Consider the following 13,429-nt stretch of genomic DNA (forward strand, 5'->3'; position numbering starts at 1 on the left):
CATGCCGTTGTTTACGAGGCCAGGCGATTGGGGGGAGACAAGCGCTGGCAACCGAGGAGGAACTTCGATGAGCTATTTCGTTTCGGTATACGGTTGGGCTTCATGGCGATGCCGTCGTGTCGATGGGCGAGGCCTATGTCGTTCCATCCGGGCAAGCCGACAGCGGCTTCGATGACCATCGTTTGCCAGCGAAAGTCGTTCGCTTTTTCCGTTTTCCTGCCAGCAGGGCAATCCGGCCGATAGCGCCGAAGGTCTTTCGAATATGAGTGCACAAATTCAAAACGCGGCCTCCAAGCCGAAATTCACATTGTGGGCGAGCGTGGCGGCGGCAGTGATCGTCATCGCGGCGATCGGCTTCGATACGACCATCGTCAAGATCGGCTCCGAAGACGATGTGCGCGAGCAGGCGTTTTCGCCGGAGGCTTACGGCGTCCAGGAGTTCCCGAAGGTGCAAGCAAATGTCGAGCAACGCGCCGTCGGCGCCGTCGATCTTGCCAATGCGATCGCGTCGGACAAGAAGGCGGCCGGCGACAAATATGGTGTTGCTACGAGCACTGGCCCGGTCATGCCGGTTTCGCTGACGGGCGTGTTTGGCGCCCGAAAGGCCAACTACAACGAGATCAAGGTGGATGGATTGCCGGCCGACGTMGTCGTGCGCGTCCAGACGGGGCCGGCCGTCAACGGCACGGACCTGCGCGACGCTACGGGCACTATCGAGTTCGGTCAGTTCACCAACCAGATCGAGTATCAGGATGCCGGTTCGGCAATCAACAACGAGATGAAAAAGGCCGTGCTCGCCGGTCTMGATGTTGAAAATCTCTCCGGCAAGACAGGAACGGTCGTCGGCGTCTTCAAGCTCATCAATCCGAAAAACTGGCTCGTCACGCCGGTGAAAGTCGAAGTCAAATGAGTGCGGCGCTGCAAAATGAGGGCGTACGCGGCGAGGTCGTTCTTGCTGCCCGCCACGTCACGAAATCCTATGGCAGCGTCCATGCCCTGAAGGGTGTCAATTTCGACATTCATCGTGGCCAGGTGACCACCCTGTTCGGCGAGAACGGAGCGGGCAAATCGACGCTGATGAAGATCCTCTCCGGCGTCGTCCAACCAAGCTCCGGCGAGATCGTCCTCGACGGCCAGCCGGTCTCGTTTTCTTCCTCCACCCATGCCCGCGAATGTGGCATCTCGATCATCCATCAGGAACTGAGCCTCGCTCCCAATCTCAATGTCCGCGACAATATTTTCATGGGCCGCGAGATCATCAAGAGCGGCGGCGTGGACTTTGCCGAGGAGGAACGCCAGACGCGGGCCTTGATGGCGGAACTCGAGGAGGAGATCGATCCGCTCACTCCCGTCGAGGATCTGCGCCTCGGCCAGCAGCAGATCGTTGAAATCGCCCGCGCTCTGTCGGTCAATTCGCGTATTCTCATCATGGATGAGCCCACTTCGGCGCTTAGCGCCAGCGAGGTGGAGGTTCTCTTCAAGGTCATTCGTGACCTGACAAGCCGCGGCGTCTCCATCGTCTATATCTCGCACCATCTCGAAGAGGCGCTGCAGATTACCCACCATGCCGTCGTGCTGCGCGATGGCAACATGACGGCTTATGCCGAGCGTAAGGACATCGATCTCGAATGGATCGTCCGCAACATGGTTGGCGAGAACTTCGATCTCGGCAGTCCGCCGACCGGCCATGAGATCGGCGAGGTCGCGCTGGCGCTTGAGGATTTGACCGTCCCCGGACCGTCCGGCGCCGCCTATAACGCAGTGGATCGTCTTTCGCTGCAGGTCCGTGCCGGCGAGATCATCTGCATATATGGTTTGATGGGCGCAGGGCGCACCGAACTGCTCGAATGCGTCGCCGGACGTCTTCGATCAAGTGGCGGCAGGGTTCTGCTTGAGGGCCGCGATGTCGGCAATCTCAACATCGCCGGACGCATCGCCAACGGCCTGGTGCTGGTGCCTGAAGATCGCCAGCGCGACGGCCTCGTCCAAACAATGACAGTCGGCTCCAACCTTTCGCTCGCCAGCATCGCCGCATTCACCAAGGGGTTGCTCACCTCCGGTGGGCGCGAGCGGGAGCTGGTGAACAACTCGATCCGCAAGGTTCATATCAAGACGGATGGTGGCGAGGCGGCGATCGGCTCTCTCTCGGGCGGCAACCAGCAGAAGGTCGTGATCGGCAAGATGCTGGCGACCGAACCCAAGGTCATGCTGCTCGACGAACCGAGCCGCGGCATCGATGTCGGCGCGAAAGCGGAAGTGTTCAAGCTTTTGGCCGAACGCGCCAAGCAGGGCCTGGCGGTGATCTATTCGACCTCGGAGGTCGGCGAATGCCTGAGCATCGCACACCGCATCATCGTCATGCATCGAGGCAGGATATCCGCCGAATTCGGTCCCGACGTCACCAAAGAAAAAATCATGGCCGCCTCAGGCGAAGCAGTGGTCGCGCACTAGCCGGCAATTATGGAGCGCTGATTATGTCAGTCACGAATGTCACAGGAAAGAAAGCGGTTGCGAACGGGCAGAAGCGGAACACCAATCCCATCCGGTTGATCCTCGAGGGCCGCGCGTTCTTCGCGCTGATCGTCATCATCGCAGTCTTTTCCTTTCTGTCGCCCTACTATTTCACGCTCAACAACTTCCTGATCATGGCCTCGCATGTCGCGATCTTCGGCATTCTGGCGATCGGCATGCTGCTCGTGATTCTGAATGGCGGCATCGACCTTTCCGTCGGCTCCACGCTCGGCCTTGCCGGCTGCATCGCCGGTTTCCTGATGCAAGGCGTCACGCTGTCGAGCCTCGGTGTCATCCTCTATCCGCCGGTCTGGGCTGTTGTCGTGATCACATGCGCGCTCGGCGCGTTGGTGGGCGCGGTAAACGGCGTGCTGATTGCTTATTTGCGGGTACCGGCCTTCGTGGCGTCGCTCGGTGTTCTCTACGTAGCGCGCGGCGTCGCGCTGCTGATGACCAACGGCCTGACCTACAACAATCTCGGCGGCCGTCCGGAACTCGGCAATACTGGCTTTGACTGGCTCGGCTTCAACCGCCTGGCAGGCATTCCGATCGGCGTCATCGTGTTGGCGGCGCTGGCCATCATTTGCGGCATCGTGCTGAGCCGCACCGCTTTCGGTCGCTGGCTCTATGCCTCCGGCGGCAATGAGCGTGCAGCCGATCTGTCTGGCGTGCCGGTCAAGCGGGTGAAGATCATCGTCTACGTTCTTTCCGGCGTCTGCGCCGCGATCTCCGGCCTCGTTCTGTCGTCGCAGCTCACCTCGGCCGGTCCGACAGCAGGCACGACCTATGAATTGACCGCAATCGCAGCCGTAGTGATCGGCGGCGCGGCGCTGACCGGTGGTCGGGGCACCGTTCGCGGCACGATGCTCGGCGCCTTCGTCATCGGCTTCCTGTCGGACGGTCTCGTCATCATCGGCGTGTCCGCCTACTGGCAAACCGTCTTTACTGGCGCAGTCATCGTGCTCGCGGTCCTCATGAACAGCATCCAATACGGGCGTCGGACCAAATCGGGCTGACGATCGCGACAGAACTTGTCCACGACGGCGGGCTGCTTCGAACAGCCGCCGATTGCGGAAAGCACCGCCGGCTCGCCGGCACAATCCGAGCTCATCAAATGGGAGAGAGACCAATGTTTAAAAAAGGCTTGCGCATTGTTATTACGGCAGTCGCGGTGGCGCCGCTTTTGACTGGAGCGGCATGGGCCGCTGGTCAGATGACGATCATCGTCAACGATCCGGCCAACCCTTACTGGCTGACGGAAGGCAATGTCGCAAAAGCGACGGCCGAAAAGCTGGGCTATACGGCAACCGTCAGTGCCCACAAAGGCGACACCAATACTGAAAGCAATTTGATCGACACGGCAATCACCAACAAATCCGTCGCCATCATCCTCGACCCGGCCAATGCCGACGGCTCGGTCGGCGCGGTGAAGAAGGCTGTGGCTGCCGGCATTCCGGTCTTGCTGGTCAACGCTGAAATCAACCAGGAAGGTCTCGCCAAGGCTCAGCTCGTCTCCAACAATGCGCAGGGTGCAGCACTTGGCGCCCAGCAATGGGTCGAAAGCGTCGGTGACAAGGGCAAGTATGCCGAACTGCTCGGCGCTCCGTCTGACAACAATGCCGCAACCCGCTCCAATGGTTACGAAACGGTGCTGACGCAGTATCCGGACCTGCAGAAGGTCGCGAAGGAAGTCGCCAACTGGGATCGCACCCAGGGCCATGACAAGATGCAATCCATGCTGCAGGCCAATCCCGACATTGTCGGCGTCATTTCCGGTAACGACGAAATGGCGCTCGGCGCGATCGCCGCGCTGAAGGAAGCCGGCAAGCTTGCCAAGATCAAGGTCGGCGGTTTCGACGGTTCGCCGGATGCGGTGGCCGCGATCAAGGCTGGCGAACTGCAGTACACCGTGCTGCAGCCGGTTGCGACCTTCTCTGCGGAAGCTGTCAAGCAGGCTGACAGCGTCATCAAGACGGGTAAGACCGGCGCCAAGAGCGAGAAGCAGCTTTTCGATTGCATCCTGATCACCAAGGACAACGTCGACAAGTACACGGCTCCGTTCGTTCTGTCGCAGTGACGACGACAGGGGGACGCCGGCAGCGGCGTCTCCCTCATCCGGCCGCCGGCGGTTCGCCGGGGGCAGCCAAGACATGCGCAATGCAAAGGGTTGTTCCATCTCCTCTTTTTGCCTTCGCACTGCATTCGCTGTACGAAACCGACATCGACGAGATTCAGCGGCAGGGGCCAAAGTGACACAGAAGACAAGCCTGGGAGCATCCCTTTTGGACGAATTGCCAAGCGACAGCCGGCACACCCGCCAGCTCGTTCGCCGGCAGATGATTGCCGAGGCCGTGATGACGGAAGGTTCCATGCGTATCGAGGATCTCACCGAGAGATTCGGCATCAGCCTGATKACCGCTCATCGGGATGTCGACGAACTCGTAAGCCGCGGTCTTTTCCGCAAGACGCGCGGCATCGTCACTGCCGCCGCGACCAGTCTCATTGAATCGAGCGATGTCTATCGTTCAAACCGGCAGGCGGCTGAAAAGAAAGCGATTGCGGCCGCGGCGATGCAGTTTGTCGAGCCGGGTCAGGCGATTTTCTTCGATGACTCGACGACCGTGCTGCAGATGGCAACCCATCTCTCCGCCAAGGTCCCGCTGACGGCCATCACCAACTCGCTGACCTTGATGAATACGCTCAAGGGAATGCATGACGTGACGCTTCTGGCGCTTGGCGGCCAGTATTATAGTTGGTGCAATGCCTTCATGGGCCGCATGACGATCAACGAAATCACCCGGTTGCGGGCCGATATCGCTTTCATTTCGATGTCGGCAATCACCGACGACATCGCTTTCCACCAGTCGCCGGAAATAGTCGATACGAAACGGGCGATGTTTGACTGCGCCGTCAAGCGCATCCTGCTTGCCGATCACACGAAATTCGAGCGGCGTGCGTTGCACAGCTTCGCGGCACTGAGCGAGTTTGATGCCGTGGTCGTCGATGACAAGACGCCTGCCATCCACATCGACCGCATGCGGTCCAAAGATATCAATGTCGTCATCGCCAAGGGCGATGGGGGCCGGTCATGAGGGTGGCGATGGCAGAAAGGCCCAAAAGCGGCCCGTCTGTTCGTAGACCGGATCATGCGTGCGGCCTTTCCACCATCCGGAGTCATAAGCATGCCGAGTCTGCTCGGAATTGACAGCGGTCTGACGGTCACGAAAGCCGTCATCTTCGACATCGACGGAACGCCGATTGCCGTGGCGCGCCGGCGCGTCACACAGTTCATACCGAAGGCCCGGCATATCGAACGCGATATGGATGAGCTCTGGACGGCGACGGCGGATGCAATCGCCGAGGCGATCAGTCTCAGCAAACGTCCCGCCTCCGATATCCAGGCGATCGCGGCAACCGCTCATGGCGACGGCATCTATATGCTCGATCGCGCCTGCAAGCCGTTGGGGCATGCGATCCTGTCGCTCGACAGCCGGGCGGGAGCTGTCGTCGATCGCTGGCTGGAAAGTCCGATTGCTGATGAAGCGATAGAGCTTACCGGGCAGTTGCCGCATGTCTCGGCACCGTCGGCACTGCTTGCCTGGATCAAGGAGAAGGAGCCGGCCCGTTTTGCGGAGATCGGCCATATCATGAGCTGCAAAGACTGGCTGTGCTTCTGCCTGACCGAGGTGATCGGTACGGATAGGACGGAAGCAAGTACCTCCTTTACCAATGTCCGAAGCCAGGAATATTCGCTGGACGCACTCGGGCTTTTCGGACTGGAAGCGTTGGCCGATGCCTTGCCGCCAGCTTCGCGTTCGGACGAGATCGTCGGTCATGTAACGCGAGCCGCAGCGGCGCGCACGGGGCTTGCCGAGGGAACGCCTGTCGTCGCCGGTCTGCACGATGTCACCGCATCGGCGCTCGGCGCGGGCGGTTACGCCTCCGGCGTGGTTGCGGTGATCGCCGGCACATATTCGATCAACGAAACCCTTTCCTCCGAGCCACGCGTCGACAGGCGCTGGTTCTGCCGCAATGCCATTGCGCCCGGTCAATGGAACAACATGTCGATCTCCCCGGCTTCGACGGCGAATTACGACTGGTTTCTCGACCGGCTTTGCGCCAGCGAACGCGCAGGCTGCGAAGCGTCTGGCGGATCGATCCATGCATTGCTGGCACCCGAGATAGAGGCGGCGTTCGGCCGCTCCTCGACGGCGCTTTTCCACCCCTATCTGTTCGGCTCACCCTATGGCGCCTCGGCAAGCGCCGGCTTCTTCGGTCTCGGCGGCTGGCATGATCGCGGCGACATGCTCCGGGCCGTGCTGGAGGGAATCGCCTTCAACCACAAAATCCACGTCGATGCGCTGAGTGACCGTTTCGCCTTCGGGGAGGCAAGGCTTGCGGGCGGCATTTCCCGCAATCCGAGGGTCGTCCAGATGTTCGCCGATGTTCTTGGAATGCCGGTGACGGTGACGGAAACTGACGAGGCGGCAGCGTGGGGAGCGGCCCTCTGCGCCGGCGCGGGTGTCGGGCTTTATGACGGCCCGCAGAACGATCCGCGCAATGTCGGCGCGATTGCCAGGACTTGTTATCCCGATGCGGGCCGCAGCGCCGACTATCGCGTGCGCTACGATCTTTTCAAGGAGATCGCCGAGGCCATGGCGCCGCTCTGGCCGAAGATCGGCGGCCTCGTGCCGGCGGATGCCGCAAACTAGAGTTTCAGCAGGACCATGACGTCATGACCGATACCGCCGCCGATCTGGACCAACGCTTTTCGAGACTGCAGGATGGCGACATCGATGTCGTCATCCTCGGGGCGGGCGTGAACGGCGCCGGACTGTTTCGCGATCTTGCAATCCAGGGCATCGACTGCCTCATCGTCGACAAGTCCGATTTTGGTTCCGGCACCAGTGCCGCCCCGTCGCGGCTCATTCATGGCGGATTGAAATATCTGGAGACCGGCGAATTCGGATTGGTCGCGCAGTCGACGCTTGAACGCAATCTGCTCTTGAGGAATGCGCCGCATTGCGTCGAGGCGCTGCCGACCTTCGTTCCGATCTTTTCCTGGACCCGCGGCATATGGGCGGCGTTGCGCACGCTCACCGGCTCGACCACCGCGCCGAGGAGCCGCGGCGCGGTCCTCATCAAGATCGGGCTCGCGCTCTATGATTTCTTCGGGTCGCGCGGCCGCGTCATGCCCCGCCACAGGTTCGTCTTCAAGGGTCGGGCGCTGAAGGAGATGCCGCATGTCACGCCGAAAATCGTCGCCGGCGGCATTTATTACGACGCCAAGATCAGCAGGCCGGAGCGGCTCGTCTATGAGCTCGTGAAGGATGGGCTGGAGGCCAACGGTAATGCGCTCGCCGCCAATTCCACGACGCTGATCTCGTCACCGAACGGGACGCTCACCTTCCGCCGACCGGACGACAGCGCGTTCTCCGTCAGGCCGAAGCTTGTGATCAACGCTGCCGGCCCCTGGATCGATCGTGTCAACGAAACGCTCGGCGCGTCCTCGCATCTGATCGGCGGCACAAAAGGCTCGCACATCCTGCTCGACCATCCGGAGCTGGTGCGTAGCCTGAACGGCCATATGATCTATTTCGAAGCCGACGACGGCCGCATTTGCCTGGTCTATGGCTATCTCGGTCTTGCCCTTGTCGGCTCCACCGATATTCCAAGCGCCGATCCGGACAATGTGCGCTGCGAGGAGCCGGAGCTCGATTATTTCCTAGAAAGCTTGAGGTCGCTGCTGCCAGGGCTGCAGTTCGATGAGAAGCAGGTCGTCTATACCTATAGCGGCATCCGCCCGCTGCCAGCTTCGGATGCGTCGTCGCCTGGGCTGATCAGCCGTGACCATTCCGCCCCGGTGCTGGAGCCGCAGGCAGGACGCCCGTTCGCGATCATCTCGCTTGTGGGCGGAAAGTGGACCACCTTCCGCGGCTTTGCCGAAGAAGTCGCCGATACCGTGCTCAGCCGTTTCAAGCGGACACGACGCGTTTCCACCCAGCAGCTTGCAATCGGCGGCGGCAAGGATTTTCCTGCCAATCCCGGTGCAAGGAAGGAATGGGTGCGCACGGTTGCCGCCAGGACCGGTATCGATCCGAAGCGGGTCGGCGCGCTTCTGGCCCGCTACGGCACCACGGCCTCGGCAATCCTTGAGCATGGTTCTGCCTATAGCGACGCCGAGCGGCTTCCCGGCGCTTCGCATTACAGCTTTCTCGAAATCGACTGGATCGCGCGCCGCGAGCTTGTCGTGCATCTGTCTGACATTGTCTTCCGCCGCACCACGCTGGCCATCGAGGGCGCGCTGACGATGGAGGGGCTGCGCGCGGTCGGCACGATCGCCGCCGGCGCATTCGGATGGAGCGGGCAAAGATTGCAAGCCGAGATCGACGATGTGGTGAATTCGCTGGCGAAGTTCCATGGCCGCCGGCTGACCGATACGTCCGGCCAGCAGCCGGCGGAAGCACGGATATAAACCAATCCGGCCTCTTCGCGCGCGCCATGATGGAATTTCGCGCCCTACTCCCTGTAGGACGCATCCTTCCGGTCGAGCGTCKATTTGAGGTAATCGAAATGTGCGAATGCCATGCCCTTATAGGCATGCCAGCCTTCCGCGGTCTTGCGGGCGACATCGTCTGACAGGATGTTCAATGCCTGGCCGCTGGAATAGGCCAGCATCAGGGTTTTCGCAGCCTTTTCGAAGAAATAGAGATCCTCGAACGCTTCCGCGACGGTATCGCCGGTGCAGGTCACACCATGGTTGCCCATCATCAGGGTCTTGTTGCTGCCGAGAGACCGGGCCAGTCTTGCGCCTTCCTCGGCATCGTCGGCGATCCCTCCGAAACCGAGATCGATGCCAAGCGTGCCGAAAAAGCGCGCCGTATTGTTGTCGATCGGTTTCATTGACGGGTCCTTGAGCGTGGAAAGCGCCGTCGCATAGGGCGGATGGCAATGGAGCAGCACACGGACTTCGGGGCATTCTCGGTGGATTGTGCCATGAACAGTCCATGCAGATGGGTCTGGCGCATTATCACGATTCATAACCGTCCGATCATCCGCATCGAGCAACAAGAGATCGCTTGCCCGGATCGCCCCGAAGTGTTTCCATTTCGGGTTCATCAGGAACTGTTTGCCATCCGCCGATACGGCCGCGCTGAAGTGGTTGCCGACGGACTCGCTCCAGCCGAATTCGACGCAGAGACGAAAGGCGGCCGCCAGATCGATCCGCAATTGCGCGAGATCGTGACCGGCAATATCGGTGAGGGAGTTTCGTTCGTTCATTTGAACCGTCCTTCCGATGTCAGCGCGCGATAGGTGCTGCGCATCTCGCCGCGATCGGCGTAGCAGCCGCGCAGATAGCGGTCGCCGCTGGTTGCCGAATAGGCTGCCCGCCCATGCACGATGCGGTGATTGTCAAAGACGATGCATTCCGTGGCTTTGAGCGTGAAACGCATGAGATATTTGTCGGACTGCAGCATGCGGCCGAAACGGCAGAAGGCCGGATAATACCGATCCAGAAAAGTCTGCGGCAGGTCGAATATATCGGCCATGTGCTGGCTGATGGTGACTCCCGATACCTCGCCGTGCTCGTCCAGTTCGATGACCCTCTGCCGAGAGCGGACATCGTAGGTGTCATGTTCGCAATAATAGGGGATTTCCGTTTCCGTCAGGAGCTTGAAGTCCTCGGGAAACTCCGTCTTCAGATCGTTGGCGACGGCGGCGCCGTCGAGGAAGAGGTTCCTGCCACCTTCGACGCTATTGGCCCGGCAATGCAGGAATTGCATGCCCGGAGCCATTTCCTCCGCAGGCGTGTCGGTATGCAGTTCCAGAGCCTTTGCCGTATAGGCAAGGTTTGTCGGTTTGATATGCGTGCGGACGTCGAAATAATCGCCGAAGAATGTCGGGCGCATATGTCCCATCAGGCGCACCAGTTCTGTCAGTCCCTCGTTGCTGTCGGGCATGTCCGTCACGATCGCGACGCCCTCGACGATCAATGCCTCCAACCATTTGGCGACGGTCGACTGGTTGGCCAGAAGCTCCGGCTGCGAGAATCTGGCAATGGCGGCATAGTGATCCGAATACCATGGCCGTCGCGGAAGGTCCGCGGGATCGTGCCGGGGCTTGCCGCCGCTATATTGCTCCAGCAGACTCAGCGGATAACGGCTCTTGTGTCCGTCACCTTTCCAGACGATCTCCAGCGCATCGTCGACCACCGCGGCCTGCTCCGGTGCGGGCGCGCTGTCCAGATGGAAGATGTCGAACACGCGCTCGCGGGTCTGGCTGTCGAAGGATGTCGGGCAATTGTCCCGCAGCCAGTAATAGTTGAAGTAGCTTGCCGCCCCACCTGCCAGGCCGAGATGCAGGCCCTTATCGCCCAGTTTCACCGGTGACGTCTCCAAAAGGCCCGTGTCCATCTTACCCTCCTGCCTCCTTATGTTAATAATCGGCTTTCATCCCCAAAAGCCGTTGTTTATGGACAATAGAGCGGGTAGTCGCTAATCTGAAGATGGAAAAAAATGCAGATAACATAACTCAGAGATTATATTGGAAACTCGCCTGCCACCCCTCCGATTGCTGACGGTCTTCGAGATCGTGCTGCGGACAGGCGGCGCCCAGAAAGCTGCGTCGGAGCTGAATGTCACGCAACCGGCCGTGAGCCAGGCGCTCAAGGCCCTGGAAGATTATGTCGGCACACGCCTGCTTGATCGCAGCAAGCGCCCAGCAACGCTCACGGAAGCCGGAAGGATCCTGCAGGCAGGCGTTTCGGAGGGGCTTGGGCGCATTGCGGAGGCTTTCGTACAGATACGGTCGCTTCAGAATGCCGCCGAGCAATCCGTCACTGTTGCCTGCAGCGTCGGCACGGCGACTTACTGGCTCATGCCGCGGCTTGCAGATTTTTACAGTGAGCACCAGAACATTGCCGTGAACGTGCTGACAACAGCCGGCGCGCCGGAGTTCCAGCCTGGGGTGGATCTCGTCATCCGATACGGCACGGGCGATTGGAAGGACGGTCTAAGCGTCAAGCTCTTTGACGAAAGGGTCGTTCCCGTCTGCAGTCCGGTCGTTGCTGAACGGATCGAGGCCGAAGGTGGCCTGTCGGCCGCGACCTTGCTGCATGTTAGAAGCGACGATGATAGCTGGCTGACCTGGAAGGATTATCTCAGCCTCAACGGATTGCCGGAAAACCGCGCGCTCGGCCGTTATTTCACCAATTATGTCCAGGCGACGCAGGCGGCCTTGTCGGGGCAGGGCGTTCTGCTCGGATGGGAATCGAATGCGGGAGATCTCGTTCGCGAGGGGAGGCTCGTCGTGTTTGGCGCAACTGCCTATCATCCCAAGGAAGCCTTCTTCCTCGTTTCTCCCGCGGTGCCGCAGCGCAGGGCGGCGGTGCGGCTTCTGACGGAGTGGATCATCGGTCACGGAAACGGCGCGACCACTTTGAGCTGAGCGGCGGCCTTCCGCAGACGCACAAAAACACTGTCCGCAAAACCTCTGCGAAGGCGCTGCGGACAGATAGTTCGCGTTCTTGCCGAAGCCGGATTGTCGCCCGGCGTTGGCTTTACGAAAAGACCGGATCGAGCGCGCCGGACTTGTAGCGCTTTGCCATTTCCGAGACCGATAGCGGCTGGATGCGCGTCGCATGACCTGCCGTCCCAAACTGCTCGAACCGCTCCCTACAAAGCTTCGTMAGCGCGGCCATGGCGGGCTTCATGTACTTGCGCGGGTCGAATTCGCTCGGGTCTTCCTGCAACACGCGGCGAATCTGGCCGGTCATCGCCATGCGGCCATCGGTGTCGATGTTGATCTTGCGCACACCGTTCTTGATGCCGCGTTGGATTTCTTCGACCGGCACGCMCCAAGTGGGCTTCATCTGGCCGCCGTACTTGTTGATGATCTCCTGCAGTTCTTCCGGAACTGAAGAAGAGCCGTGCATCACCAGATGTGTATTTGGCAATTTGCGGTGGATCTCTTCGATCACATTCATCGCCAGCACTTTGCCGTCGGGCTTGCGGGAGAACTTGTAGGCGCCGTGCGAGGTGCCCATGGCGATCGCCAAGGCATCGACCCTCGTTTCCCGCACGAATTTGACCGCCTCGTCCGGGTTGGTGAGAAGCTGGTCATGCGAGAGCTTGCCTTCGGCGCCATGGCCGTCCTCTGCTTCGCCCATGCCGGTCTCCAGCGAGCCGAGCACGCCGAGCTCTCCTTCCACCGAGATGCCGCCAAGGTGGGCCATATCGGTGACGGTCTTCGTTACACCGACGTTATAGTCCCAATCGGCCGGCGTCTTGGCGTCGGCCTTCAGGGAGCCGTCCATCATCACCGACGTGAAACCGGCCTGAATGGCGGTCATGCAACTGGACGGATCGTTGCCATGATCCAGATGGACGCAAAGCGGGATGTGAGGATAGATCTCGGCGACGGCATCCATCATGTGTTTCAGCATGATGTCGTTGGCATAGGCTCTGGCACCGCGCGATGCCTGCATGATGACGGGTGCGTTGACGGCATCGGCCGCCTCCATGATGGCGAGCGCCTGTTCCATGTTGTTGATATTAAAAGCGGGGACGCCATAGCCATGTTCTGCTGCGTCATCGAGCAACTGTCTCAACGTGATGCGTGCCATTCAAGCTCTCTCCCTTTAGCATTGCGAGCGACTGCGATCATTTTGATACTTATGGGGATGTCATTTCGATTGCACCGGAGGGTGGCTACAGGTCGTAGCCGGATGCGTGGATCAAAGATGACAGAAACCTCCCGAAAACGTCATGGAAAGCCCATAACATCCCATCAAAATTCATAACAGCATAAACTAACAAGATCACATGGTTTGTGACGTTTTGCGTCGTGTTCGTGAGAAATCGCGGCGAATTCGGTCGTTTACATTGAAAGCGGACGGCGGAATGATGGAAAGCGCAAA

General features: G+C 60.2%; 11 protein-coding genes. 8 read left to right on the forward strand and 3 right to left on the reverse strand.

Features of this window, described 5'->3' with window-relative positions:
• Positions 1–262 precede the first annotated feature (262 nt).
• From QD357_RS09575 to QD357_RS09605, 7 genes are all read left to right on the forward strand, one after another.
• Entirely contained in the window at positions 263–910 is a 648-nt protein-coding gene (locus QD357_RS09575; protein WP_183937841.1) for a DUF2291 domain-containing protein, read from the forward strand.
• Complete coding sequence (locus tag QD357_RS09580) at positions 907–2,451, forward strand: sugar ABC transporter ATP-binding protein (protein WP_183937843.1); 1,545 nt, start codon at positions 907–909, stop codon at positions 2,449–2,451. The genes QD357_RS09575 and QD357_RS09580 overlap by 4 nt, the downstream gene beginning before the upstream one ends.
• A 23-nt stretch (positions 2,452–2,474) precedes the next feature.
• The gene (locus tag QD357_RS09585) at positions 2,475–3,527 is read left to right on the forward strand and encodes an ABC transporter permease (RefSeq protein ID WP_183937845.1); all 1,053 of its coding nucleotides are present in this window, start codon (positions 2,475–2,477) and stop codon (positions 3,525–3,527) included.
• Positions 3,528–3,640: 113 nt separating this feature from the next.
• Positions 3,641–4,588, forward strand: a complete 948-nt coding sequence (locus QD357_RS09590; RefSeq protein WP_183937847.1) for a D-ribose ABC transporter substrate-binding protein — start codon at positions 3,641–3,643, stop codon at positions 4,586–4,588.
• A gap of 172 nt (positions 4,589–4,760) precedes the next feature.
• Entirely contained in the window at positions 4,761–5,603 is an 843-nt protein-coding gene (locus QD357_RS09595; protein WP_414124167.1) for a DeoR/GlpR family DNA-binding transcription regulator, read from the forward strand.
• A 90-nt stretch (positions 5,604–5,693) separates the two neighbouring features.
• On the forward strand, positions 5,694–7,223 hold the full coding sequence (locus tag QD357_RS09600; protein ID WP_183937851.1) for an FGGY-family carbohydrate kinase: 1,530 nt from the start codon (positions 5,694–5,696) through the stop codon (positions 7,221–7,223).
• 23 nt (positions 7,224–7,246) lie between these two features.
• Positions 7,247–8,986, forward strand: a complete 1,740-nt coding sequence (locus QD357_RS09605) for a glycerol-3-phosphate dehydrogenase/oxidase (protein ID WP_414124168.1) — start codon at positions 7,247–7,249, stop codon at positions 8,984–8,986.
• 44 nt (positions 8,987–9,030) lie between these two features.
• Here QD357_RS09605 and QD357_RS09610 read toward each other — a convergent pair whose 3' ends face one another.
• Complete coding sequence (locus QD357_RS09610) at positions 9,031–9,792, reverse strand: class II aldolase/adducin family protein (protein WP_414124169.1); 762 nt, start codon at positions 9,790–9,792, stop codon at positions 9,031–9,033.
• Entirely contained in the window at positions 9,789–10,925 is a 1,137-nt protein-coding gene (locus tag QD357_RS09615; protein ID WP_183937857.1) for a TauD/TfdA family dioxygenase, read from the reverse strand. The genes QD357_RS09610 and QD357_RS09615 overlap by 4 nt, the downstream gene beginning before the upstream one ends.
• A gap of 130 nt (positions 10,926–11,055) precedes the next feature.
• On the opposite strand from QD357_RS09615, the gene QD357_RS09620 reads away from it, so the two are divergent.
• Positions 11,056–11,958: a LysR substrate-binding domain-containing protein gene (locus QD357_RS09620; protein ID WP_183937859.1), complete on the forward strand. Its 903-nt coding sequence runs from the start codon at positions 11,056–11,058 to the stop codon at positions 11,956–11,958.
• A 112-nt stretch (positions 11,959–12,070) separates the two neighbouring features.
• Here QD357_RS09620 and fba read toward each other — a convergent pair whose 3' ends face one another.
• Complete coding sequence (fba, locus tag QD357_RS09625) at positions 12,071–13,135, reverse strand: class II fructose-bisphosphate aldolase (protein WP_414124170.1); 1,065 nt, start codon at positions 13,133–13,135, stop codon at positions 12,071–12,073.
• Positions 13,136–13,429: the final 294 nt, after the last annotated feature.

The organism is Rhizobium sp. BR 317 (genome assembly GCF_047445835.1).
Classification (GTDB): Bacteria; Pseudomonadota; Alphaproteobacteria; order Rhizobiales; family Rhizobiaceae; genus Rhizobium; species Rhizobium paranaense.